Genomic DNA, 25,872 nt, shown 5'->3' on the forward strand with positions numbered 1-25,872 from the left:
CAGCAGCTTTAAAAAGATATCAAAAAATACATGTATGGAAAATACTTACTATTACATTAGGAGAGAAAATGAAATTAATAAGAGAATTTTTTTTAGGCTGTTTAGTCGCCTTTAGTACAAGTGCTTTTGCTGAAGAAGCAAGCTCGTTTAAGCAAAGCATTGCTTCATTCAGTGAAAGTGTCGACGGATTTTTTAACGATTATACTGGTTGGTTTGTCGGTTTAATTTTTAAAAGCGTACCAATTGGTGAGGTGGGCTTTCCAATCATTGTTGGTTGGTTATTGCTAGCCGCTCTGATCTTTACTCTTTACTTTGGCTTTGTTCAGTTTAAACGTGCTGGCATGGCGATTGATATCGTAAAGGGCAAATACACTGACCCTAATGCTAAAGAAGACGGTGAAGTATCCCACTTCCAAGCGTTAACAACGGCGCTGTCAGGTACGGTTGGTCTTGGTAATATTGCCGGTGTTGGTGCAGCGTTGGCTATTGGTGGACCGGGTGCGACTTTCTGGATGATCGTATGTGGTCTTCTAGGTATGGCATCTAAGTTTTGTGAGTGTACTTTAGGTGTGAAATACAGAACGGTTTTACCATCAGGTGTTATCTCTGGTGGTCCAATGTATTACTTAAGCCAAGGTCTTGCTGAAAAAGGCTTAGGCGGTTTAGGTAAAGTATTGGCCATTGGTTTTGCGCTAATGTGTATTCTAGGCGCGTTAGGTGGCGGTAACATGTTCCAAGCTAACCAAGCTCACGCCATGCTTACTTACGCTTTTGATGTTCCAAGCGAATACGGCGTTATTACAGGTCTTGTACTTGCTGCTTTAGTATTCTCGGTTATCGTTGGTGGTATGCCATCAATTGCATCGGTAACAGAGCGAATTGTTCCGTGGATGGCGGGTTTGTATATAGGTATGGCGATCATTGTCATTCTTGCGAATATTAGCCAAGTTGGCGCTGCATTCAGTGCTATTTTTGAAGGTGCATTTACCGGTGCTGGTGTTGCTGGTGGTTTTATTGGTGCATTGATTCAAGGTTTGAAACGAGCAACATTCTCGAATGAAGCCGGTGTTGGTTCAGCAGCGATTGCTCACTCTGCGGTTAAAACAAAAGAGCCTATTACGGAAGGTCTAGTATCATTGTTAGAGCCGTTCATCGATACGGTTGTGATTTGTACAATGACCGCTTTGGTTATCACAATTGCAGGCTTGAACGTGGGTCCATTCGATGGCAGCGGTTTAACAGGTGTAACTCTGACCGCAGCATCATTTACTGAAACAGCTGGCGTATTTAAGTACTTACTAGCGTTAGCGGTTGTGATGTTTGCATTCTCTACGATGATTTCTTGGTCATACTACGGATTGAAAGCATGGACTTACTTGTTCGGTGAAGGTAAGAAAATCGAATTGGTCTTTAAACTGATGTTCTGTGTTTTTGTTGTTATTGGTGCCACTATCCAGTTTGGTGCGGTTATCGACTTCTCTGATGCGGCTATCTTCGCAATGTCTATTTTTAACATTATCGGCTTATACTTCTTGATGCCTATTGTTAAGAAAGAATTGGCATCGTTTATTGCTCGCGTGAAGTCTGGTGAGATCAAAACGTACGAGAAATAATCACGGTATAAACGTTATTAAGTAATCAAGTAATCAAGTAATTAAGTAATTAAGTAATTAAGTAATTAAGTATTATAAAAGCCCACTACCGTGGGTTTTTTTATACGTTAGTTTCATCATTAAAAAGTGTCATTAATATATCTGCACGATAGAGAAAAATATGAACGAAAATGATTCTTGTGTTGTTAATCTAGAGCGAAGCATTCTTAAGGATGGACCTGATTTTCTATCGCACAAACTCTTTATCTATAACGATACTGTCTACATAAGGCCAACACTCATCGCGATGTCGTTTTGTGTCATATATATTGTAGTGGGGTGTTTTTTAATGGGGCTTTCACTATACATTTTTGGGTTTTCAACGAAATACGACCTTGTCATTTTTTTAGGTGGCTTTGGTATTGCGATTACAACGTTTGGATTTTCCCTTATTAGACCTTTCCTGCGTCACTCCAGCTTTAATAAGCGATTAGGTATCTTTAATAACCATAAAGATCATAATGTTCAGTTACAGAACATTGTTTCCTTTCAAATAAACAACAAAATTATTAAACGTAAGCATGGGCTAAATTACCCTTGTTATGAACTGAACTTACTGACTCAACATGGTCGCAGAATTAACATCCTGAACCATAATGACCTACAGCAAATAGAGCATGACGCCTCGTTATTAGAAGCGTTTTTACATATTGAGGTCAGAGACTACTGCAAGGAAATTATTCTATAAGAATAGAAGGCTAGCCATCGGCCTTTTTTGAATCAAAGTGATGATCTACTAGAATATTTTAAGTTAATATCAGTAAAGACCAATATAATAAAGAATATACAGGTCTTTGATCTGCTTTTAGTCTTTAAATAAATCAAGTGTTTCCGGCATGTACGCCTTCACAAATAAAGATCCAAATGTAGTTAGTTGTGTGGTTTGAATAAGGTTTTCAGTTTTTATTAATGTGTCATACCCAAATCACGCGACACTTTTTCTACAAAACCCGCGCATTTGACTGTTTCACGGAAAGCGTATCTCGTCCGATTTTTTGGTATCGATGTGTATTGCTAAAAGGCTTGAACCTATATCGAGTGATATTTTCTGATTTTTAAGGTCGTTTATTTTATGAAAACTGAGCTAGTAACAACCCTTAAAAGGCAGGCGACCAAAATCTTAGCGGATCTTCATCAAACGAAAGAGCCCGTGCTGATTACAGAACATGGTCAGCCATCAGCCTATCTTCTTGATGTTTCAGATTATGAATTTATGCTTGAGCGCATGAAAATATTAGAAGGCATAGTCCGCGGGGAAGCAACGATACAGGATGGACGAACGCTTTCTAATGATGACGCTAAGGAGAGAATGTCTAAATGGCTCAAGTAACATGGACGCAGCCCTTGAGAACGTAAACGAACTAGCCGAATACATTGCACTATCTAACCCACAGGCGGCTAGAGCACTTGTGAAAAATATTTTTGCGACTGTTGATAGGCTGGATGTATTCCCTTTGTCAGGCCGTATTCCAGAAGAACTTAACGAATTCAACTATCGGGAAGTCATTGTTAATCCCTGTAGAGTTTTCTATAAAATTCAAAATGATGACGTTTATATTTTGTACGTACTGCGTCAGGAAAGAGACGTCCGGCGTTATATCATTGAATTGAGTAAAAACTGATGCCCTATGGAAATTCGACAGTTTAAAACTGCTGATGCAAAAGCCATTACCAATCTTTTCCACGGTTCAGTGCATTCAATTCTTGGTGTTTGACGTGTGAACGAAGACCATGCAGATCTACATTGGCGATTTTCGCCGCATCGGTGCCTTTTAATTAGTAACCCTGTCTCTTTCAAAACACGCTACTTCGTACTCGGGCTAATGTCTGGGTTATCGTGCATTGCTGTGACCAGCAACAAACGACGTTCAGGCCAGAAAATGTTTCGATTCAATGATTGGCTTTTCACAGTGTGAGTGCGAAAAATGGCGGTCTTACATAAGGGGAATAAAAACCGCTCCGTGATAGGTGCCTATCACTGAGGATTTATGGCGGTGTTTTGATTAATTGCAGGCGAGCGTGTCTACGTCTGACAATACTGCGTAATAGGTTAGGCTTGGTTTAATTGAACTGGTCATTTTTTTGGCTTCGAAAGTCGCCGGTATAGTGATGCTTTTATAGTTATTAAGGGTAATCTCTGGTTTGGTTAAATACCCTTTGGATGCAATGGTTCTACTGGCATTTATGCTGGCTTGAATGTCTAATTTTAGTGCTTTCCCATCTTTGTCCAGTAGTTTAGAGAGCATTTTGAGTTCATCTGGGGTGAATGAAAATGCGGCATTTAAAGAAAGGCTAGCTTCCTCGTTAGCGTTGTAATACAGCTCTTCTGCCGCCAAGGTCATGGTAACGATTTTTAATCGGCCAGCGTCGGGGCGCTTTTGGAGTAATCCTAGTTCAGAGCAAGACATCTGATAGCGTTCAATAATTAGACCCTTTATTACAGTATAACCAGAGGCCTTTTTATTTGAGTTTACGGTTGCCGAATTTGACTCTGATTGAACAACCACTCCACTTTTCAACTCATGGTTTTCTGCCCAGTTATAGACTATTTGATTGGGTGCGATGGCGAGCGCTTCTACTTTCAAGCTGGCTTCTTGTAATGCCAGTAGCGCATTTTCTTTTGTTTCTCTCTCTGTCGCGCAAGCCGATAGTGCCTGCCGTTTTTCATCAGAGGTTATATTCTTTGCGTCTTGAATTGGGTGATTCGTCAAACAGGTTAAAAAATGTGTATTTGAAGTGACGTATTTTAAAGATAATTTCTTTTCTTCGGTGATGGCTTTAAGTAGATCTGCAATGGTTTTACTTGGAGACATCTCATCGCTTTTAGAAGGGTAATATTCTTGATAAATTCTTCCTTTATATCCTGAATTTGGGTTTTCGTTTGTAGTCGTCGAAAAATCTAGCGTACTGAGGCAGTTAGACGTGAAAGGAGAGCGATAGCCACTTGCGACACAAACTTGTCCGACCCTTAGCCCTAGTTGCCCATTCAAAGAAACATAGGTTGTTTGTAATGGGTGGCCTTGGATAAACCACTTGGAAGGGTGCATTCCAACGCCATCGTTCTGAGCGGAGACGGTTAGACTATCCACCACATTGAGTTGAGTGTTTGAGCAAGCGGTTAATAGTGAAATAAAAATAAGATAGAGTAGAGAGCGCATAACAGCTTGCCTTTTTTATTTACGATTTCCTGACAAAGATAGATTGTTTTTCGATCATCGGCAAGTTCGCCTTTAGGGTAATCCTTTTAAAAAGCATCATCTTCAGTTCTTCAGTAGTTCTTCAGTGCTCGCGGCCTTTTAAACACCTTTCTTGCTTTGTCTATTTCTTCTCGCATAAAACATCCTTCGGCATGGTCGTTGATGAGTCCCATGGACTGCATGAAGGCGTACAGTGTTGTTGGGCCGACAAATTGCCAGCCACGCTTTTTAAGTTCTTTCGAAAGGGCGACAGACTCTTCGCAGATCGTTTGCGTTTCTGGTGGGGGAAGGGTGCTTGCGTTGGGTTCGTAACGCCATAAAAACGCCGCCAAAGATCCTTCTATTTCTATCATTTCTATTGCGCGTTTAGCGTTGTTGATGACGGCGAGAATCTTGCGTTTATTTCGCACAATCCCTTTGTTATTAAGCAGTTTTTCGACATCGTCATCATCAAATAACGCCACTTTGTTGAAGTCGAAATGATAAAACGCGCGACGAAAATTTTCGCGCTTAGTCAGAATGGTTCGCCAGCTCAGGCCTGATTGAAACGTTTCTAGGCAGAGCTTTTCAAACAAACGCCGATCGTCATCAATAGGAAAGCCCCATTCCGTATCGTGGTAATCAGGGAAGTCTGGTGCAGAGCTCGCCCATGCGCAGCGGTGGTTATCGTCTGTCATGATTTTAGTCATGGGTCAGTCGTCTTTTGCGGCTTGTAAACGGCTCAAATCAGCGCCGACGATCGCGTCTAGGTGTCGGGTGATTTTCTCTGCGCTCCAATTCCACCAAGCCATGTTTTGTAATGTTTGAATCGTACTGTCATCAAAGCGATATTTGATGATTTTTGCAGGGTTGCCTCCGACGACGCTGTAAGCGGGAACATCAGCAGTGACCACAGATTTGCTGGCGATGATGGCGCCGTTTCCGACGGTGACGCCGGGCATGAGGGTGGCGTCGTAGCCAATCCACACATCGTTTCCTACTGTCGTATCACCTTTATAGGGGAGATCACCTTCTTTGGGCGCGGCTTTTTCCCAGCCATTGCCGAAGATGTAAAACGGATAAGTCGAGAACCCTGCATTGGCGTGGTTTGCGCCATTCATGATGAATTTGACGTCTTTTGCGATAGCACAAAACTTGCCGATAATTAATTTATCCCCAATAAAATCAAACTGATAAAGCACATTTTTTTCGAAGCGTTCAGGCCCGTCAGGATCGTCATAGTAGGTGTAATCGCCGACAATGATATTGTCACGGCTAATGAAATTTTTAAGATAACCCACTTGTGGGAATCCATTCATAGGTTCTTTGTTATCTGGGTTTGGTCCTTTCATTTGTTGTCCTATTCCACTGGTGTTGTTAACTGTCAATCACATGCAAGGCGCGGTATTCGTCGTAGGCGAATTGGTCTGTCATGCCACTGATGTAGTCTTGGATTAAACGGCAACGGAAGTAGAACTCCCAAGCATTGTCGCTGATGGCTTCAAGTTCGCTGCCTTTGAAGTGATTTTTAAAGCCCGTTAGTTTTTCAATGGCTTGTTGGTAAGCGGCGAGATGTTTGCCTGAAAGCTTATTGCACAATCGAGTCTCATAAATGGGCGTTTCTTTTGCTTTGTTGATGATACGAGTGAAGGTATTTTTGTCTAACGTGAGCAGTGGTTTGTAGATGTCTAATAAACCAGTGATGATTCGATAACCTTGTAATTCGCGTTTTTGAACTTCTTTGGCGCTGAAAACGTATTTAAAGGCCACGGCTTTGAGGGTTTCTAGTAGAGCATGACAGGTGCTTTTGTCTTCTACCAAGGCCTGATTGTATGTGCCGTTGAATATGGCTTCAATGTTGTTTTTAAACTGATTACTGGCGTGTTCAACCGCGCGAGTGTTAATCGCAACACGAAAAGAGACGAAAAAATCGCCTACGATATTGGATACTATGTAGCGTTCTTTGGATTTTTTAATTAGCTCTTCCATTAAGCTTTTTTCGTTATCTTTCACTGAGTAGCGTTGGCTTTGCTCAATAAACTCTTCTTTTAGCTTGCCGAGGAGTTCATCAAATTTCAGAATGCCTTTTTCCACAGCGTCTTCGATGTCGGCAATACAGTAGGAAATATCGTCTGCGGCTTCCATCACATAGGCAAATGGCGAGCGACAACCTTCTTGTATTTCCAGTGCTTTATTGATGTCTTTGATAATGGGAACTTCACTCAGATAAAAGCCAACTTTCTTTTTCAAGTAGCTTTGTGGGTCATTTTCTTCTTCTTTGGGTTTGTCCTGATCAGCTCGTCGAGTGTATTTAATAATGCCGGACATTTGCGTGTAGGTTAAATTAAGCGTTTGGAGTGAATGAACGATACGCAAGGCCTGCGCATTGCCCTCAAAGCTGCCTGTATCTTGTTTCAGTGGTGATAGCATTTCATCTGAGTCTTTTATGTCTTCTCGTTCGAAAAGTTCTGTGATGTGGTCATGGAACCATTGTTTTATCGCTTCTTCACCAAAATGACCAAAAGATGGGTTACCGACATCATGCATAAGACAAGACATTTCGACGATAGATTCAAATTGGCGCTCTAAGTCTTCTAATCCATATTCTTGTCGTTTGTCTTTGCCCAGTTTTTTAACGATTTGCTGACTGATAAAGCGTCCGACTTGTTGAACTTCCATGGAATGCGTTAAACGACTTCGCACCGCGGCGTTGCGTTCTAACGGGAAAACTTGGGTTTTCTGCTGCAAGCGGCGGATGGCGGCGGAATTGATAATGCGGCCGCGATCACTTTCAAAGTGCCATAAAGCCGCTTGCTCATCATCGCTGGAGTTGAGGCTGTTATGTTGGCGGTTAGAGCGGATTTTTTGTCTAAAATTGATCGGCATTGTGAGCATCCTTGACCTATGTTTAGTATGACTACTTTGGATAGTAACCAGTTTTTTATTGTTAGGTCATCTCTATTTGACGATTTTTTAGCCTATTTTATGCGATTTCGCCGACTTTACATTACCCTGTAACATAACTGTCATCTAGATGTTTTCTAGTATCTGTATAGTCTGAAGTAATGTATTAAGGTCACAAATATTTATGCCTTCAAACCCCGTTTTATTGACGCTTCAAGAACATGTTCATTTTCTCTTGAATGAAGTTGAAACACATTGCCATATAGTAGAACTGTTTTTCACATCAAGCGCTACCGGATTGCTGTCCAATATTCGTGGCCGACGCGGCTATGTTCAAGCGCTGCGTGAGAAAGCAGACATTGAAACGGCTCGCTTATTAGAGCGCCGTAAAGCCAATACGACGTTTCATGCACAAGTGAACGGAATGCACTCTTTGGTGATCGCCCTCGAAATGCTGACCAAGCATTGTTTTGATTGTGTGCGTGAAGGAACGTTAAGTGCGCCCTATGAACATCCTACCGGTCAAGATTGTTGTAAATTGGTTAAGCGCATACGACGTGCTTTGCGACTCGTTAAAGTCGGTGTGGCCGATAATCGGCGTCGCACTGGAATCAAGTTAGGTCGACGCACACATAAGCTGCTCGCCAGCTACAACGAACTGCAAGCACAGACATTACAAGCCAAATTAACCTTGAGCGATGAGCAGTTACAAGCGTCGATTTTAAGCAATGTTGGTTTAAAGCGATTGATTGAGCAACTGAGTGTGGTGGCGGAAGCTTTGATTAAGGCCGATCTTGGCCAAGTTGCGACCTTGCAGAATTACCCTCATTTATTGGACAGTGCGTCTAACCTTAACTACAACTTGAAAGATCTAAAAGTCAGGCGTTTAGCATTAACTCGGTCTGGCAGTGCGATTGCAGCGATCTCGCATAAAAGTGAGTCCGGAAAAAATGTGCTCGCGGTCTACAAAGAGGGAGATCGCATCAAAATTGATGAGGAAGTGGCGGGTGTGAACCATTGGCGCACTATCGACCCTCGGCTTGCGCCCAGCGTTCTTTCTCAAACAGGAAGGCCGAAGAATGGCGAAGAGAATGAGCAATCGTCTTTGTTAATCGAGCATATTCCGGGCAAAACGTTAGAAAAACTGTTGCTTGATGGTGACAAAGACGGCGTACAGGCCGCCCTTAACATTTTGTTTAAAACACTCAACCGGACGTGGAAAACCACGTTAACGCCAGAACCGTGTACGGCAAAGTTTATGCTTCAGCTGCAAAAACGGATTGGCGACAGTCGCAGGGTTCATCCTGAATTTTTTAAAGACGAAGAACGTATTTGTGGCTATGTGAGTACCAGTTTTGATGAATTGGTGGAAAGGGTTGCCACACAAGAAGTGCAATGGCGTGTGCCCTTTTCGGTGCTGACTCATGGTGACTTTAATGTTGATAATTTAATCTATGATGATGTTGAACAGCGTATTTATTTTATCGATCTGCATCGCGCGTCTTACTTTGATTATGTGCAGGATTTGTCGGTGTTAATGGTGTCTATCTATCGCTTGCAGGTGCTCAGCGGCACGACGCGAAAGCAAATGATGGAAAGTGCCAAAGCCGTGTATCGTTTTGGGCGACGCTTCGCTAATCGACAACAAGACGCCACGTTTGAAGTGCGATTAGCCGCAGGTTTGGCGCGTTCATTTGCGACCTCCACACGTTTTATTTTTGATAAAAAACTGGCGTCTCGTATGCATTTACGTGCTCGGTATTTGCTGGAACATTTAGCGAAGCTGACGCCAGAACAAGCTCAGACATTTACCTTACCACTGAAGGAAATTTATGTTGAATAAGCCAAAAATCGGGGTCATTGGTATCCCGGGGAAATGGTCTACGGAAGTGTTGGCCGATCGATTAGAAGAGCGCACGGGATTTCGTGCGGTGATTGACATGAATCAGGTCGAATTGCGTTTAGACACTCAGCAACTAATGTATCAAGACCTCGACCTAATGACGTTGGATGGCTTGATTATCAAAAAAATCAGCGAGGTGTATTCACCTGCGACAGAAGACCGTATCCACATGCTGTCTTATGCGGAACGTGCTGGCGTGAAAATGTTTAGTCCAACGCAGAGTGTTGGTAACTTGGTGAATCGATTGAGCGGCACATTGGCGTTGCAGCAAGGCCATATTCCGATGCCAAAAACACGTGTCACCGAAAGCGTAGAGCAAGCGTTTACGACAGTGCGAGAATTTGGTTCTGCGATTTTGAAGCCGCTGTACTCCACCAAAGCACGCGGCATGATTATGCTGACCAAAGACGACAGCGACGAATTTGTTCGCAACGCATTGGACGCGTATCGCCAGAGTCAGACCATTTATTACATTCAGCAAACCGTGAAATTGGATGGTCGTGATCTGGGCATGGTGTTTGTTGGTGGTGAATACCTTTGTACTTATGCCCGTGTTGGCAATAAAGACTCTTGGAATACCACGATTAACAGTGGTGGAAAATATGAATTGTTTGAACCTGATGCGGCACTGATTGAACTAGGCCGTCGAGCGCAATCTTGTTATGACTTGAGCTTCACTACCGTCGATATCGCCTTGACGGATCAAGGCCCTGTGGTGTTTGAAGTGTCGGCATTCGGTGGTTTTAAGGGCGCGTTGGAAGGTTGTAATATCGACGCGGCCAGTGTGTACGCCGACTATATTTTGAAGGAGATCACCAAAGCATGATTAAAACATTATTGAACCTATCCCATGTGGATGAAGGGCTGACCCATTGTGTTCATGATATTCGCCTGACGTTTGCAGAGTTGTCTATCACGGTGCATTCCAATGAAGCCATGTTACTCGCTGCTTTGGCTGATTATTATCGTAGTTATTTAAAAACCAAAACGAGCACGACGTCGTTGGATCTGTATGTCATAGAACAAAGCGTTATTGGCGATGATTTGGATTGGTTAGAAGTGCCTAGAGAAGCGGACAAGCAAGGTCGAAAAGAAGGCTTTCTTGATGTCGTGGACGGCCGTTGGATTAAAAAATTCAAAACGGGCATGGCCTTTTTACAGCGAAGAGAAAAAGCCATTGCGGTGGGCCCTTGTGTAACGAATTTGGCGCAGATCATTAACTTTATTAACAACCAGTTTCTTAATCACTATTTGCGCCAAGGTTTTACGCTGGGACACGCGTCTGCATTTAGTGTGAAGGGCGACGTAACGGCCATTGCTGCGGGTTCTGGCGGTGGTAAATCCACATTGATGCTGCGTTGTCTTGAAAACGCAGAGCGTGATTTTCTCACCAATGATCGACTTTTACTAAAAAAAACAGAATTGAAAAAAACCGAACAAGGAACGTCCGCGATTGGCTTGGCAAAATTGCCTCGGGTGAACCCGGGCACCTTACTGCATTCCGATCGTTTGCGTCACATTCTGCCGGAATCTCGGCAAGACGTGTTATGCCAAATACCTCGAAATGAGCTATGGTCATTAGAGGAGAAGTACGATGTACAGATCGAAGACAATTATGGTGAAAATCGAGTACAGCTCGCGGGAAATTTGGCTCGTCTGATTATGCTCGATTGGTCATTGGACAGCTCGGAACCGACACAAATAGAGCGAGTAAATTTATTGCAGCAAGCCGATGTGATAGAAGGACTGCGCAAACGCCCAGGGCCTTTTTATCAAGATCAAGACGGCGCTTTTGCGGACCTCACGGCCATTGACTCTGTGACGCACTATGTCAGCGAACTCGACAATGTGGCGGTTTATCGCTTAACGGGCAAAATCGATTTTGACCGTGCTTATGATTTGATTGCTACCTTGGATCACTCATGAGTGCTCGTATCGCGCTGATTCGTCACGGCGCTTACGAGCAATTGAAAAATGTCCCGAGCGCTTTGCAGCCTTTTCCTCTGACTGAGGAAGGCGAGCAAGAAGTGCGACAACAAGCTCGCACGTTTGGTGAGTGGCTAACGCACAATGGTTTGCGACTTGACCCACAAGTGGATTCGTCGACCTTATTGCGAGCGTGGCAGACGGCGATGATTTACACCGAAGAATTACATGAACATTTTGATAGTGAACCACAAGTGGTGTCGTTTCCTGCTTTGTGTGAGCGCAGTGTTGGCGCCGTTGCTAACTTGCCAGTAGAAGAAATCGAACGGATTTTAGCACTGGATCCGCGTTTTTCCACACCGCCAAAAAATTGGAAATCAGACAGCGACTATTGTTTGCCTTTCGATGGTGCCGAGTCATTGTTACAGGCCGGTCAAAGGGTGGCGGATCATATTCAAGCATGGCGATCTCAACAAGCCATCTATGAAGGTAAGCATGAAGGCGATGGTTTGGTTAAGTTGTTGGTGGGGCATGGGGCATCGATACGTCATGGGGCGTTTCATTTAAGTGTCATACAATTTTGCGATATTAAACGGCTAAGTATGTTTTATGGTCATCCCGTTGTGTTGGAATTTGCTAACGATCAGCCAATACAAAAAGGTTTCGGTGAGTGGAAACAGCGTCAAATCCATGATGTACTCGATTGAACATTCCGAATGTAAAAAGCGTTTTGTCATTTAATTTAATTTGAAAGGTAAACCAAGTATGCAGAGCCCTATTCCCGCTATCATAGATCGTCCTAATCACACGGAGATTATGGCTCGTTTACCGAGTGAATGGACGTCGTGGCCTCGGGATGATAGCTCGGTAAACAGTCATGTTTTGACCACCAATAAAACGCCATCGCGTTTTAAAAAGAACAAAATACGTTGGCCAAAGCGTGCCGTGGTGTTTATTTCCGATCCGCATGCCGACGCGTATGCATTTGAAGCGTCTTTGATCGCCGCGGGCGTTGCAGAGCGTAAAAAGAAAGCCGGATTAGGCCACCTTACCTTGACGAAAAAAGGCCGTCAGTCGGAAATTATTGTCGGTGGCGATTGTTTGGATAAGGGGCCGAGTAATCTTGAATTACTGCGCAGCGTGAAGCAGCTTTATAAACTAAAAGCGCGAGTTACCTTATTGGCGGGCAATCACGATTTGCGTTTGTTAATGGGGTTATTGGCGTTGGCGCGTAAAAAAGACGTGGGCAACCAGCATTTTTTTGTGCGAATGGGAAAGAAAGTGGTACCGCTGTTTCGTGAAGTGTTTGACGAATATTTAGCAGACACCAAATGGGACAAAAAAATCCCCGATGAAGACGCCTGCCGTAAGCTGCTTTTCCCTGGAGACGATTGGTTTAAAGAGTTTCCATTTCACGCCGCCGGTTTTTTGACGTCAGAAGGTATCGATCGTGAAGTGCGTAAAATGGAAACGAAGAATCACAGTTTCGAAAAACATTGTCAGTCTGCTGGCTTAAGTTTGCGGCAGGTGTATGCGACCTCGCTGAAATGTCAGCAGTTGTTTCTGTATAAAAAAGGCGAATTCAACTGGTTTTTCCGCAAAATGGAGTTGGTTGCTAAGCGTGGGTCGTTTCTATTTCTGCACGCTGGACTGGACGATAGCATGGGGCAAATGTTACTTAAGAGCGGCACAAGCTACGCGAACAAAGCGTTTCATCGTAATTTGAAACGTCGAGATCTATTCAGCTTTTACTACAGTTCCATCGCTAATACGTTTCGTACTAAGTATCGGGATGCCGACCTTCCTTTGACGGCGCGTGGCGTGGAAGCGATCCACAAAGCGGGCATTCATGTGGTGGTACAAGGACATATCAACCGTCAACAAGGCCAACGCATCACCATTAAAAAGGGATTGGTTCATGTGGAGGGGGACATCACGCTGGACTCTCATTCACGCAAAGTAGAAGGGCTTAAACACTACGGTATCGGCGCGACACTAATAGATAAAGACACCGGCATCGTTGGCCTAAGTTGCGACTATCCAACGGCCAAAGTAATGACGGCCGAAGAATTACAAGGGATCTACGAATAAGCATTATGAAATCGAAAACAGAATTTAAATACGAAGCCTTACTTGATCCAGACGATATTCAAGATGTACTAAAAGCGCTCTCTAAGGGACTTTGCAAAGGAAAGCTGGAGTTTAGCGACGAAAAAGAAGGCACATTACAGCTTGATCCAAAAGGCTTGTTACGACTAAAGGTAACCGCGTCGGATGACGAAGACAGCCAGCAGTTTGAAGTCAAAGTTCGCTGGGAGAAACGCCCAAAACGATTGAATAAAACGGCACCAATGATCTCGTCTTGAGCCCTGTTTAATTTTTTAGAAAAAGGCACAAAAAAATCCGCCTATTTGTTGATTAAAACAGCAAGGCGGCGAAGTTGGGAGATATTCGTTTAGAGTGTTAAATGCCTGTCATTTTGTTGAGTGATATTTTGAGTCCACTCGCGGACACCAGCAAAGGGTTGCCTTTGAGTAGCCCTTCTCCTTCTAAAAAATTGTTGGTTACGCCACCGGCTTCGTCCACCATGATGAGACCTGCTAGGCAGTCCCAAGAGTTGATATGGGGCTCGTAGTAACCAATCAGGCGACCTGACGCCACATAGGCCAGCATGAGCGCGCCAGAGCCATTACGGATGAACATACCGCCTTCATTTAATAGCGTTTCGATAAAGTTAACGCAAAGAGAGGATGGAATTCGGTGAGAGGTTCCCACTCCCATCACACCTTCTTGTACGGAATTTACCTTGAGCGTTTCGACTCTTTTGTCGTTCACAAAACAGCCTTTACCCGCGATAGCGCTAAAGAGCTCGTTGCTGTTTGGATCAAATATCAGACCGCACGCGATTTTGTTGCTCACCATCAGTGCAATCGAAATACACCAAGAGTGCATGCCGTTGAGGAAACACGCTGTGCCATCGATTGGATCAATCACCCACAAATACTCGTTGTCGCCTTTGGTGGTGCCTTGTTCTTCGCCGAGGAAACCATCTTGTGCAAAGTGTTTTTGTAAGCCTTCAATGATGGTGGTTTCTACATTACGGTCGGCAATACTGACCACGTCTTGGGGCTCCATTTTTGTTTCAACCACTAACTTGTCTCGATTCCGAAAATAGTCTAGTGCTTGTGCGCCGGCGACCTTTATCACTTTTTCGGCTTGCTCGAATCGGTCAAGAACCGCTTGATCTATTAGGTTATGAGCTAAAAACATGAGTTGTACTCCACTCTAAGCTGTCTTAACTAATGCAAGACCGCGATTTGAAAACGCAATAGACACATCGGAACCGACGGGAATTGCTTGCTCAACACGATAGTCAACGACGAATAAGCTACCCACTTCAGAATCGACATCGTATTGCATTTGGTTGCCTAAATAGGTTGCTCGTCTGACGTTGCCCGTGAGCCCCGTCGATTGATGATCAAGCTTGGATAATCGGACAGAACTTGGGTGTACCGCCAACTGTACGCGGCCCTTGCTAAAGTCACGTTGTGGCAAGGAACAACGCAATGCGCCAACGGCCACTTCCGCGGTTTGACCGTCGGTAGCGATGATGTCGGCGTCGATTAGATTGGCGTCGCCAATAAAGTCGGCAATAAAGCTTGAAGCTGGCGCCTCATACAGTTCACGAGGGCTGCCTTCTTGAGCAATCACAGAGCGGTTCATCACAATAATACGATCAGACACGGCAAGCGCTTCTTCTTGATCATGGGTGACGTATACCGCGGTCAAACCGATTTTTTGCTGAAGTTCGCGAATTTCTTCACGAACGTGGCGACGTAATTTGGCGTCTAGATTTGATAATGGCTCATCAAGTAACAAGACTTCGGGTTCGAGAACCAAGGCGCGAGCCACGGCGACACGCTGTTGCTGACCACCCGATAATTCACTGGGATAACGTTCTCCGTAGCCTTCTAAGCCAACCAACTCTAATCCTTCCTCACTCTTTTCTTTGGCTTCGACTTTGTTCACGCCGCTGGCGCTCAGACCATAGGCGACGTTTTCAGCCACCGTCATGTGAGGAAACAAGGCATAAGATTGAAACACCATGCTGACGTCACGATCGGTCGCGGGCAGATGCGTCACGTCTTTGTTACCAATCATGATGCGCCCAGACGTTGGGTGTTCCAGCCCCGCCAGCATTCGTAACGTAGTGGTTTTTCCGCAACCGCTTGGCCCTAATAAGGTGACAAGGTTACCCGGTTCAATAGTGAAAGATACGTTATCAATGGCAGTCACATTGCCAAAGGTTTTAATGACGTTTTCAAAGCTCACTGAGCCTGATTTGTAATGAAGACTCATGCGTGTTTCTCCTTTAGAGAAGGGCCTGAATTAGAGGATGATGTTGTTGAGGCAGAGACAGATACGTTGCGTCTTAAGCGACGCTCCCCAACAAACACATTGATGCCGATGATTGTGGTCAACATGACTAGAATCAGTACGCTACAGTAGGCAATGGCAATGCCGTACTCGCCGTTTTCTACCAGCCCAATAATGTAAGACGTCGCCATGTTGTGATCGGCACTGACAAGGAAAATCACCGCACTGACCGAGGTGATGGCTCGTACGAAGCTATACACCAACGCCGCGATAATCGCAGGACGTAATAACGGAAGTATGATGCGTCGGAACGTCATTAGACTGTTTGCGCCCAAGGTCAATGAGGCTTCATCTAAGCTCTTGTCTAATTGGCTCATCGCCGCAATGCCACCGCGTACACCAACAGGCATATTACGGAAGACAAAACAGATAATTAGAATCACGCCCGTGCCAGTGAGTTCCAACGGTGGAACGTTAAAGGCAAGGATATAACTGATACCGATAACCGTGCCTGGAATAGCAAAACTCAGCATGGTGCCAAACTCAAAAGCGCTTTTCCATTTGAACTGCTGACGTACCAATAGGTAAGCGGTGAGCAAGCCAACGATGGCGGTGAATGGTGCGGCAATGGCTGAAATACTCAGTGTCGTCCACAGAGAATCCCACGCGGCACCTTCCCAAATGACACCAAATTCCCCCCAGCCAATAGAAAATGCATCCTGATAATGCTGGAAAGTAAAGCTGTTGTCGTAGCCCCAGTTCTGCACAAAGCCACCAAACATGATCATGCCGTAAATGACGATGGTTAACGCTGCCCAAGGTAGAGCTGTCATGTAACACGCCAGTTTCATGCCATGGTTTAAGCCCATGTACGTGCCGGAATCCGCTTTTCCTGTCACGGTAGTGTACGATTTTTTGCCGATCCAATGACGCTGTAGAAAAAAGGCACTCAAGGTGAAAAATAGCAAAATGATGGCCAATACTGCCGCATAACCTTGGTCGTTTTGCGCGCCCACAATGGCGAAGAATATTTCCGTAGATAGCACGTCAAAATCACCGCCAAGCACCATCGGATTACCGAAATCGGCCAAACTTTCAATGAAGGCAAGTAAAAAGGCATTGGCTAAGCCCGGACGCATGAGCGGCAGAGAGACGTTAACAAAAGTATGCCAGCGGTCTGCTCGCAAGGTTTGAGAGGCTTCTTCCATTGAAGGACTAACGCCTTCAACAACACCAATCAACACCAAAAAGGAAATAGGGGTAAAAGACAGTACTTGAGCGAAAAAAACACCGGGCATGCCATAGATCCATCGACCGGGCTCAATATTGAACACATCAGCGACGATTTCTGTTACTACGCCAGAGCGGCCAAATAATAGAATCAGCGCTAAACCAATGACAAAAGGCGGTGTGATAATCGGTAAAACGGTGAGCAGGCGTAAGAATTTTTTCCAACGAAAGCCGGTGCGTGTTACCACTAATGCGAAGGACAAACCGAGCAAGGTCGTGATAGTCGCTGTCAAAAGCGCCAACGTCAGAGAATTCCAAGCGGTTCCGCAAGTATAACCATCGCTTAAACAGGATAATGACCAAATGTTATCGCTAAATAATTTACCAAAGAACGCGGTCGGCGCAAACACACCGTCGTTATTCATAAAGGCGCTGATCAATACTTGGCTAACGGGGAAAAAAACAAACAAGCCAACCAAAGCAACGATCAAACCTATGCTACCAGTAACAAATACATCGCCCTTCAAAAAACCGGTTGCTGCGAGCCCTGTCGTGAGCAGTATCAAAAAAGACAAACCGCAGAGCATGGCGCCGTAACCTAAGCCATATTGCTGTTGTTCTAACTCACCAAATAAGGTGTCTAACCCAACAAACTGCCAACCACTGATACCAATGGCAAAGCCTTGAGACATCAGGTAAATAAGGCCAAAAGCCCCCGAAAAAATCAGGTAGCGGCTGTATCGTGGGTCATTCTTTTGTAATGAAATGAGCCGTAATGGTGCGATTAAAGGTAAGGCTAACGGCAGCAGCCAGAGCTTGTCACCAAGTATTCCTTGTAGAATTGCTGGCGCGTAATACAGATCGGATGGGTAACCGTCGGTTAACCAAACAAAGGACCAAAAGCCATCTTCAAGCAGATACCACGGCATTAGAAAAAAGCCGATCCAGCCGAGTAACAGCCACGGGATAAAAGAGTGTTTCACGATCGATACTCCAAACAGTAACTTGAGTCTCTACTGGGTGCGATGACCCAGCAGATCTCAGGAAAAACCAAATGTGTCTGAATGATTAACGTGGTAGAGATTTGATCTCAGCATCCCAACGTTGCAACAAATGTTGGCGCGTGTCCGCAGACCCATATTTTGCAAAGTCGTAATCGATCAGTTTTAGAGTATCGAAGTCAGGCGCGCCTGGTGGCGTGGTTGCCGATTTGTTGGATGGTACTTGATAAGCATTGGCTTTTTCGGCCATGGTTTGAATATCTGGACGTAAGGCAAACTCGGCCCATATCTTCGCTTCTTTTAAATGACGAGCGCCTTTTACTATGCTCATCGATCCCACTTCATAACCAGTACCTTCACAAGGTGCGACGGCTTTGACGGGGTAACCTTTTTTCACTTGCTTGACGATGTCGTGAATGAAGGTGATACCGATGGCCGTTTCACCATTGGACGCGGCTTTAATCGGCGCAGAGCCGGATTTTGTGTATTGGTTGATGTTTTTATGTAGCTGAGCAAGGTAATCAAATGCTTGATCTTCGCCCATCATTTGCACAAAAGTCGCCAACGCCGTGTATGACGTGCCGGATGAATTAGGATTGGCAACTTGCACTTCGCCTTTGTAGATTGGCTTGGCGAGGTCTTTCCAACATTGTGGTGCTGGAAGTCCTTTGGATTTTAGAATGTCTTCATTGTAGCCAAAGCCCAGTGCGCCCGCGTAAACACCGACAGTACGATAACCAGATACTTTTGCTTGATTCTGAGCCCAATCACGTAGATCAGGAAGGGCTTTAGGTTTATACACTTGAGTGAGTTTTTCTGCCGCCGCTTGAAGGTGTGGATCACCGGTGCCACCCCACCAAATATCAATTTTTGGATTTTTCGATTCCGCTCGCAGTTGAGCGTAAGCTTCGCCTGAGCTCTTACGAATAAGAGCGACATCAATGCCTGTTTCTGCTTCAAAGCTTGTTTCCATCAAGCTACACCAATCTGTATCGGTTGAACAAATAACATTTAGCTTACCTTTTGCCATCGCAGGTGCGGCGCTGAGTGTCGCCGCTGTCGCGAGAGCAAGGCTAAGGATATAGGGAGAGTTTTTCATTTTTATATTGCCTCCTGATGTTTTGAATAGTTGTGCATACGTATGAACAACAAAATAAGCATACTAGGCAAATTACGATAACGAAAGGATAATTTCAAAAAAAATAAAAACGAAATAAAAATTCTATTGTGATCAATAGGTAACGAAATACCGAGTGTAAAAAACCTGATTATTGGTGGGGGAGATTAATCGCTGGAGGGTTTTGTTAAGGTAGAGCGGTAGATAAGTTTAGCCGCAATAGCTTGTTTACTCGGAGGAGATGAGGGTAACTTCAATCTATTTAGCAGCGTTTGCATCACCGCTTTTGCCATGGTTGTTGAGGGTTGTCTGAGCGTGGTTAAATCGTACGATTTGTAGCTTGCGAGGGCCACATCATCACAGCCAATCACACCGATTGATCGTAGGTCGCTGGTGGACAGTTGTTTTTTCGCGGCATCTAAAAAACCACAGGCAATATGATCCATGCAGAAAAACACACCATCTGGGCGGTTTTTAAGTGCCAATATGTGGGTGGCAATCTGGTAACCACTTTCATAGTTTCCTGCTTCACAAAAGACTTCACTTGCCTGAACGGTGCCTTTATCCAGATAAGGGCTTAGATGATTTAAGAAACCTTTAGCGCGCATTACGCTACTGAAGCTTGGGCTTTTGGCTCGTATAACGACAAGATTGGTTTTACCGGATTTCAGAAAGGCTTCGGCGGCCATTGCGCCAGCATTTTCATTGTCTAAATTGACGATGTCTGCTTCGTCAGAATGTTCAGTTCGATTCACTAATACCACGGGAGTACCGTGTTTGATGAAGGCTTTACCAATACTTTCGCTGGGTGTACCAGAGGTAATAATGACGCCGCTGAGTTGATATTGAATCAGCCCTTGTAAGTCTTCATCGATGGTTTGTCGATTGGAGACGTCCATCACCATGGGACGAAGCCCACAGTTTTGTACTTCGATGATTAATTTATGTAGAAACTCTGAACGAAACGGATCTTCCAGACCAGCGGTTACAAGACCGACTAGGTCGCTGCGCTTTTTAATCATGGTTTGAGCGGCTTTATTTACCTGATAACCCAGTTGCTCTGCGGCGACAAAAACGCGCTGACGTGTTGGCTCAGATATTCGGCTATTTGGGTCAAAACTTCTCGATACCGTTGATTGAGAAACGCCCGCCAAAATGGCGACATCGGCAGAAGTGGCATTGCGCTTGTTCATGTTTTTGCTCTGATGAATGTTAAATCACGACCTTCCTGACAGTTTTAATAGTTTACATTACATTGGATTCGATGTGCGTAACGTAACGTGTTTTTGCCAAAAACGGATTAGTTCTTATTCCATGTTGCGTCGATTCCGCTCGGTCTTTTCTCCTTTTTTGATTAGAAATGTGAAATACTATTGATAATAATTCACAACAACTTTTTTGTTGTACTCGAGCGTGACTTGGATTCGTCTTTTCAAATACTAAAAAGGAGAAGGGCTTTGGGAATGTATAAGAACCTCATCTTTATCATTAGTTTGATGTGCTCGCCGGTAATCATTGCCGCGGGACCGTCAATTAACGAAATAAACTCCTGCCTCGCGCTGGTAGATTTTGTGGATATAAAATTAGACGAATCTTCTGATCAATATGATGCTGGTGACATGGTACTCATTCATAAAGGTTTGTCTGCTTACAGCGAGTTTCTCCAACATGATATTATTACTCCCAGGTTGTTAAGCATGTACGGAGGAAATGCGGATCGAGCAAAGCTAATGCAAAGGCTGTTTGAAAGACAAAGAAAATCTTTTTTTCGACATCTTGATGAACGCTATACACAGAAAAAGCTTTTAACAGATTATGCGTCGGTTATTCATGATTGCTCAGGAAAAACGCGTCTCAGCGTAGGGGTGGAGGAAGCATTAAAAGCCGCTCTAGATAATATGAAGACGTTGGCAAAGCAAAAATAGGGCCTTTACTTTCTTTGTTAAAAAATAGGCATGACGTTATGACATACCATGGCCGCTATTTTTCGATTTGATTCTTACTCTACTTTCAAACCAGTTCTTAAAATCCAATAGGCTGCACCATTAAGTTGGCTGTCGACAGTAAGTGTTGCTCGTTTAGATAATTGAGCCGCTCTGTGTTGACGTCGTGCTGAATGTTTTTTTCACCCTAGATTCGTTCGGCTTCATAAGGTGTGTTTGCTGCAATGATAGTATAAGGATGTTGTTGTGGGACGACGGTACGAAATGTACGCGTCATTTCTACTTTATCATGGCCTATCATGGCCTATCATGGCCTATCATGGCCTATCATGGCCTATCATGGCCTATCATGGCCTATCATGGCCTATCATGTAGGAGGCAAGACTTGAAAAATACGTCTTTTCAGACCATAAATCAATGCGTTAAGTTGCCAGTACTGAGGGAAAAGAAGCCAATCGGCTTGTTTTATTTCGTCTAGATGTTCGTACATGGACTCGGGTTTGATATATCTCACATGAGGTAAGTGGGGCGTCCTCAAATAGTCAGTCGCCAAACAGGCCGCGATTGTGAGGCCTGAGATGAAAAAAAACAAAAAAGAGAGTGATATTGGTGGAACTAATTGGTGTGAATTAGATTATTGAGAATACATGACCCGTAGCGAGTCATGTATAAATGGGTAGAGTTACAGAGTTTCTTTTTTAGACGTGAAGTTCACCGCTTTAGTTTTTCGTATGCGACGAATAGAGTCCACAATCAACATGGCAAGAGCGGACCAAATAAGCACGAAGGTTGTGAGTTTTTCCGCGCTTAATGGCTCGTCATATAAGAACACCGCTAGAAAAAACATCCCCGTTGGACCAATGTATTGGAAGAACCCCAGCGTCACGAGACTGACTCGGTTCGCCGCCGCCGCAAAGCACATTAACGGAACCATAGTGACAGGACCCGCAGCAAACAGTAACCAATTTATACTCGCATTATTTTCGAAAATATTGGCAGTAGGGGAATCACTCATCATTAAATACAAGAGAGCGAAAGGCAAAAGAATGGCTGTCTCAATCGCCATGCCGGTAAAGCTATCAACAGCTATTTTTTTACGTACTAAACCATAAAATCCAAAGGTAATCGCTAGGGAAAGCGCAACCCAAGGCAATGAGCCAAACTGAATGACTTCAAAAACCACGGCGCAGAAACACAGAACGACTGCCGCTTTACGTACTCTATCCAGCTTTTCTTTAAAGAAAATGACACCCAATAAAATACTAATTAATGGGTTAATGTAATACCCCAAACTGGCGCTTAACATTTGATTGTTTTGTATCGCCCAGATAAATGTCCCCCAATTCACCCCGATCAAAATCGTCGATACAAGCATGGCCATCAAAGTTTTAGGTGATCGCAAGACGGTTTTCAATGCATTGGTATAACGCAGTAAAATGATTAAAACCAAGACGATAAGGCACGACCAAATCACTCGATGAGCAAGGACTTCCGTCGCGGACACGAAAGACATCTCTTTGAAATAAATAGGCGCGATGGCCCACAGAGTAAACGCCGTTAGCGCATAAAAAATGCCACTTCGAGAAGAGCTTTGCATTGAAATCATCCTTTTCAATGAATGTTTATTTTTAGAGAGTGAGTGTATAGGAATATGACGCGCGTTAGAAACAGAGTATTTCACTATCGTGTTCACAGTTCTTATTGCCTAAATAAGATGATGCGTTTAAAGTTAAACGATAATTTTTTACATTAATCGAACTTCGGGGCGGGGCGAAACTCCCCACCGGCGGTGATTTTGAATAGGTTTGCTAATCTAATCAAACAGCCCGCGAGCGCTTCATTCTTTTTATTGTGATGACGAATCTGTCGTTATGGTACATCGAATTAAGGTCAGCAGATCTGGTGAGACTCCAGAGCCGACGGTTACAGTCCGGATGATAGAAGATCGACCAAGCAACGAAAAAAACATGACTCTTTATTGAGTGATGGTTCTGTTCGTTGGCGCCATTTATGCGTTTTAGTTTGCATTCCCTTGGTTATGTAAACGGCTTGGTATATTCCTCATCACCCCTGTACATCTTATTCGCTGGAGAAACCAAAGATGGCAGGTACATTTTTTATCATGATCGCGTGTTTCACGTGGGCACTTGATACCTTAATTCGTTACCCTTTGTTGGGCGCGGGTTATTCCACTCTACAAATTGTATTAATTGAACATCTCACCTTGGTGCTGTTTGTCAGTCCTATGCTGTGGCGCTATCGCCATGTTTATCGACATATGTCGATAAGTGGCTTTTCATGTTTGTTTTTTATTGGCGGTATCGGTTCGGCCATGGGGACCTTGGCGTTCACCGAAGCCTTTCATTATTTGAATCCAACCGTTGTTATCTTACTTCAAAAGTTACAGCCCATCGTGGCAATTTTGCTAGCGTATTGGCTATTAAAAGAACAAATTGAAACGCATTTTCTTCGCTGGGCGGCGGTTATTTTATTCGGCAGCTTTGTGATGATGTGGCCAGATCTACGTTTGTTGGGCGATGCGCAATGGCATTATTCGAGTGATAGCGCGAGCCTTTTAAAAGGCTATGGCTACACGTTGATTGCGGTGATTGCATGGGGCGCCGCGACGGTGTGCGGTAAATATTTATCCCATCAGCACATGCCAGCGAATGCGATTATGTCAGGTCGCTTTGTGGCTGGACTGTTGGTGTTATTGCCTTTGGCGTTGGCGCAATCTGATAGCTTGACGACGATGACATCGGTGGATTTCAGCTTAGTCATCGTCATGGCCTTGTTGAGCGGATTCATCGGGATGTGGTTCTATTATCAAGGGCTCAAAACCGTACCCGCACAACTCGCCACTTTGGCCGAACTGTCTTTCCCTGTGTTTGCCGCCGCCATTAATTGGCTGTTCTTGGACATGGGATTAACGGGTTATCAAATCATCGGCGGCTTGATGTTGATTTTCGGCAACATCGGCCTGCGCATGAAAGAGCTGAGAAGAACGGATTTAGCGTCAGCGGCTCAGTAGTATTGATGGCAAAAAGCCGGATGCTTTATAGGTCAGGCTTTTTGCTAGTCTTTTATTCTCTCATTTGTTTTGCCGTTCGAGGTGCTGCTCTCATACGGTATTATTTCCTCTTTTGATTCCGTAAATAGTCACCCTTTTTTGCTACTTTTTGTTTTAGAATAGCGCTCTATATTTGTCCATAAGGTCAACTTTAAGTGCGTCGCTCGATCTTGATGGCTTATATCTGGTCTACAAAAGGAAGCTCAATGCCAAGTACCCCCTCTTATTCGTCGGTTGTTGCATCAAAAACGCAATGGTTGGAAATCATTTTGCTTTGGATTGCGGGGATTTCTGCCGCCATGCAATTTGCCAAGTTTTCTGTCTCCTTTGATACCTTGTTAAATCATTATCAAACCACGGCAACATTAACAGGCGCTGCGCTGTCTGCGGTGGGATTAATTGGGTTAGTGTTTGGTGTGTCTGCGGGCATGATTGCTAGCCGTGTTGGGTATTTAAAAGTGTTGGTAGGTGCTTTGCTGCTGGGTGGCTGTTTGTCGTTTATTCAATCTTTTTTACCGCCGTTTAATGTGTTGTTTGTCACCAGAATACTAGAAGGACTTTCTCAGTTAGGCGTTGTTGTGGCTGCGCCAACGTTAATTGCGAAGTTAAGCGCGCCTCAGCATAAATCATTGACGATGGGCATCTGGGGAACGTTTTTTGGCGTTGCGTTTGCGGTATGCGGTTGGGTCGGTAAAAACCTTCTAGATCAATATGGCTTGTCTACGTTGTTTTTGAGTCATGGTATTTTGATTTCGACCATCGGTGTCGTGTTACTGGTCATTTTGAGGAAAAACCCCGTGTTGGATTTGGCGCCTGCTGCTGACAACCAAGGTGGATTCTTTTCTCAAATGATGAGGATTTACCGTAATCCACGTGCTCTTTTACCGAGCTTTGTTTTCCTATTTTATACCTGCACTCTGGTGTCTGTGTTGACTTATGTACCTGGTCTGATCAGCGAGCTGTCTTTGCAGAAGTGGATGTTGGTTCTATTGCCTTTAATCACTACGAGTGGAACATTTTTAGCGGGCGCCATTGCGCAATACTGGATGCGACCTCAACGAGTGGCATTGGTCGCGTATTCTGGTGTGGCGATCAGTGCGCTGGTTTTGTCATTGATTGGCGATACGGCGCTGTTGTTTTGTTTGGTGGTTGGTGTCATGGTGTTGTTTCTTGGTATGGTGCCAGGTGCTTCGTTGGCGATGATTCCAACGTTGGCACGTAACCCAAGCGAGCAGGCTCAAGGTTATGGTTTGCTGGCCCAATTTGGTAATCTTGGTGCGACAGTAGGACCGCCAACGTTTGCTACTGCCTTAGTTGCTTACGGTTTGTCTGGACTGGTGGTGTTGGTATTGTGTGTTTGTTGTTTCGGTATTTTGTTTAGTCTTTTGGCTGGGCGTATTAAAACCGTCTCTTAGTGGTCTGCTTTCTCTGCTAGATGCTTACCTAAACCGCGTTTTTCTCGCTAAACGCGGTCTTCATTTTTTCCTGTCTCGTATTTGTTTTGCGTGTTTTAGCTTCTACTTTTAAAAATAATCTATCTTGCTGTAATAATTCGAGCCTGTATTGTGTCTAA

Annotated in this window: 23 protein-coding genes and 1 riboswitch; of the genes, 13 read left to right on the forward strand and 10 right to left on the reverse strand. The window is 44.3% G+C overall.

The features are described 5' to 3' along the window. Nucleotides 1–68 precede the first annotated feature (68 nt). The 4 genes from M3I01_RS18080 (at nucleotide 69) to M3I01_RS18095 (ending at nucleotide 3,274) form a co-directional block, all read left to right on the forward strand. Entirely contained in the window at nucleotides 69–1,613 is a 1,545-nt protein-coding gene (locus M3I01_RS18080) for an alanine/glycine:cation symporter family protein (protein WP_275565236.1), read from the forward strand. A 328-nt stretch (nucleotides 1,614–1,941) separates the two neighbouring features. Next, nucleotides 1,942–2,340: a hypothetical protein gene (locus M3I01_RS18085; RefSeq protein ID WP_275565237.1), complete on the forward strand. Its 399-nt coding sequence runs from the start codon at nucleotides 1,942–1,944 to the stop codon at nucleotides 2,338–2,340. Nucleotides 2,341–2,724: 384 nt separating this feature from the next. Then, on the forward strand, nucleotides 2,725–2,982 hold the full coding sequence (locus tag M3I01_RS18090) for a type II toxin-antitoxin system Phd/YefM family antitoxin (protein ID WP_255897353.1): 258 nt from the start codon (nucleotides 2,725–2,727) through the stop codon (nucleotides 2,980–2,982). A gap of 1 nt (nucleotide 2,983) precedes the next feature. After that, nucleotides 2,984–3,274: a type II toxin-antitoxin system RelE/ParE family toxin gene (locus M3I01_RS18095; RefSeq protein WP_255897354.1), complete on the forward strand. Its 291-nt coding sequence runs from the start codon at nucleotides 2,984–2,986 to the stop codon at nucleotides 3,272–3,274. Nucleotides 3,275–3,655: 381 nt separating this feature from the next. Here the strand turns inward: M3I01_RS18095 and M3I01_RS18100 are convergent, their stop codons facing one another. The 4 genes from M3I01_RS18100 to dgt all read right to left on the reverse strand — a co-directional run bounded on the left by M3I01_RS18100 (nucleotide 3,656) and on the right by dgt (nucleotide 7,714). Continuing rightward, on the reverse strand, nucleotides 3,656–4,810 hold the full coding sequence (locus M3I01_RS18100; RefSeq protein WP_255897355.1) for a hypothetical protein: 1,155 nt from the start codon (nucleotides 4,808–4,810) through the stop codon (nucleotides 3,656–3,658). Nucleotides 4,811–4,920: 110 nt separating this feature from the next. Beyond that, entirely contained in the window at nucleotides 4,921–5,538 is a 618-nt protein-coding gene (locus tag M3I01_RS18105) for a DNA-3-methyladenine glycosylase I (RefSeq protein ID WP_255897356.1), read from the reverse strand. A 3-nt stretch (nucleotides 5,539–5,541) separates the two neighbouring features. After that, nucleotides 5,542–6,180: a Vat family streptogramin A O-acetyltransferase gene (locus M3I01_RS18110; RefSeq protein WP_255897357.1), complete on the reverse strand. Its 639-nt coding sequence runs from the start codon at nucleotides 6,178–6,180 to the stop codon at nucleotides 5,542–5,544. A gap of 25 nt (nucleotides 6,181–6,205) precedes the next feature. Beyond that, nucleotides 6,206–7,714 (reverse strand): dGTPase, encoded by a 1,509-nt coding sequence (gene dgt / locus M3I01_RS18115; RefSeq protein ID WP_255897359.1) that lies wholly within the window; start codon nucleotides 7,712–7,714, stop codon nucleotides 6,206–6,208. A 202-nt stretch (nucleotides 7,715–7,916) separates the two neighbouring features. Here dgt and M3I01_RS18120 point away from each other — a divergent pair, with 202 nt between their 5' ends. The 6 genes from M3I01_RS18120 to M3I01_RS18145 are packed head-to-tail and all read left to right on the forward strand — an operon-like array spanning nucleotide 7,917 to nucleotide 13,927. Next, nucleotides 7,917–9,575: a phosphotransferase gene (locus M3I01_RS18120; protein ID WP_255897361.1), complete on the forward strand. Its 1,659-nt coding sequence runs from the start codon at nucleotides 7,917–7,919 to the stop codon at nucleotides 9,573–9,575. Then, entirely contained in the window at nucleotides 9,565–10,461 is an 897-nt protein-coding gene (locus M3I01_RS18125; protein WP_275565238.1) for a GAK system ATP-grasp enzyme, read from the forward strand. Before M3I01_RS18120 ends, M3I01_RS18125 begins: the two co-directional genes overlap by 11 nt. Further along, nucleotides 10,458–11,561: an HprK-related kinase B gene (locus tag M3I01_RS18130; protein WP_275565239.1), complete on the forward strand. Its 1,104-nt coding sequence runs from the start codon at nucleotides 10,458–10,460 to the stop codon at nucleotides 11,559–11,561. Before M3I01_RS18125 ends, M3I01_RS18130 begins: the two co-directional genes overlap by 4 nt. Then, entirely contained in the window at nucleotides 11,558–12,268 is a 711-nt protein-coding gene (locus tag M3I01_RS18135; protein ID WP_255897366.1) for a histidine phosphatase family protein, read from the forward strand. The genes M3I01_RS18130 and M3I01_RS18135 overlap by 4 nt, the downstream gene beginning before the upstream one ends. 58 nt (nucleotides 12,269–12,326) lie before the next feature. Next, nucleotides 12,327–13,652, forward strand: coding sequence for a metallophosphoesterase family protein (locus M3I01_RS18140; RefSeq protein WP_255897369.1), 1,326 nt, complete (start codon nucleotides 12,327–12,329; stop codon nucleotides 13,650–13,652). A 5-nt stretch (nucleotides 13,653–13,657) separates the two neighbouring features. Beyond that, nucleotides 13,658–13,927 (forward strand): amphi-Trp domain-containing protein, encoded by a 270-nt coding sequence (locus M3I01_RS18145; RefSeq protein ID WP_255897370.1) that lies wholly within the window; start codon nucleotides 13,658–13,660, stop codon nucleotides 13,925–13,927. 97 nt (nucleotides 13,928–14,024) lie between these two features. On the opposite strand, the gene M3I01_RS18150 is transcribed toward M3I01_RS18145, so the two are convergent. From M3I01_RS18150 to M3I01_RS18170, 5 genes are all read right to left on the reverse strand, one after another. Then, nucleotides 14,025–14,831 (reverse strand): inositol monophosphatase family protein, encoded by an 807-nt coding sequence (locus tag M3I01_RS18150; RefSeq protein WP_255897371.1) that lies wholly within the window; start codon nucleotides 14,829–14,831, stop codon nucleotides 14,025–14,027. Nucleotides 14,832–14,846: 15 nt separating this feature from the next. Continuing rightward, entirely contained in the window at nucleotides 14,847–15,920 is a 1,074-nt protein-coding gene (locus M3I01_RS18155; RefSeq protein WP_255897372.1) for an ABC transporter ATP-binding protein, read from the reverse strand. Next, nucleotides 15,917–18,151, reverse strand: coding sequence for an ABC transporter permease (locus tag M3I01_RS18160; RefSeq protein WP_255897373.1), 2,235 nt, complete (start codon nucleotides 18,149–18,151; stop codon nucleotides 15,917–15,919). The genes M3I01_RS18155 and M3I01_RS18160 overlap by 4 nt, the downstream gene beginning before the upstream one ends. Nucleotides 18,152–18,236: 85 nt before the next feature. Next, nucleotides 18,237–19,268 carry an ABC transporter substrate-binding protein gene (locus M3I01_RS18165; RefSeq protein ID WP_255897374.1) on the reverse strand — a complete coding sequence of 344 codons (1,032 nt, stop codon included), beginning with the start codon at nucleotides 19,266–19,268 and terminating at the stop codon, nucleotides 18,237–18,239. Nucleotides 19,269–19,453: 185 nt separating this feature from the next. Next, complete coding sequence (locus M3I01_RS18170; RefSeq protein ID WP_255897375.1) at nucleotides 19,454–20,479, reverse strand: LacI family DNA-binding transcriptional regulator; 1,026 nt, start codon at nucleotides 20,477–20,479, stop codon at nucleotides 19,454–19,456. Nucleotides 20,480–20,857: 378 nt separating this feature from the next. On the opposite strand from M3I01_RS18170, the gene M3I01_RS18175 reads away from it, so the two are divergent. Continuing rightward, complete coding sequence (locus tag M3I01_RS18175; RefSeq protein WP_275565240.1) at nucleotides 20,858–21,211, forward strand: hypothetical protein; 354 nt, start codon at nucleotides 20,858–20,860, stop codon at nucleotides 21,209–21,211. Between the two features lie 700 nt (nucleotides 21,212–21,911). Here M3I01_RS18175 and rarD read toward each other — a convergent pair. Next, nucleotides 21,912–22,826 carry an EamA family transporter RarD gene (rarD, locus tag M3I01_RS18180; RefSeq protein ID WP_255897379.1) on the reverse strand — a complete coding sequence of 305 codons (915 nt, stop codon included), beginning with the start codon at nucleotides 22,824–22,826 and terminating at the stop codon, nucleotides 21,912–21,914. 155 nt (nucleotides 22,827–22,981) lie between these two features. Next, nucleotides 22,982–23,179: riboswitch (FMN riboswitch) on the forward strand. 151 nt (nucleotides 23,180–23,330) lie between these two features. Here rarD and M3I01_RS18185 point away from each other — a divergent pair. Continuing rightward, on the forward strand, nucleotides 23,331–24,260 hold the full coding sequence (locus tag M3I01_RS18185) for a DMT family transporter (RefSeq protein ID WP_255897380.1): 930 nt from the start codon (nucleotides 23,331–23,333) through the stop codon (nucleotides 24,258–24,260). 245 nt (nucleotides 24,261–24,505) lie between these two features. Further along, entirely contained in the window at nucleotides 24,506–25,714 is a 1,209-nt protein-coding gene (locus M3I01_RS18190) for an MFS transporter (protein ID WP_255897381.1), read from the forward strand. Nucleotides 25,715–25,872 lie beyond the last annotated feature (158 nt).

Source organism: Marinomonas maritima (assembly GCF_024435075.2).
Taxonomy (GTDB): Bacteria; Pseudomonadota; Gammaproteobacteria; order Pseudomonadales; family Marinomonadaceae; genus Marinomonas; species Marinomonas maritima.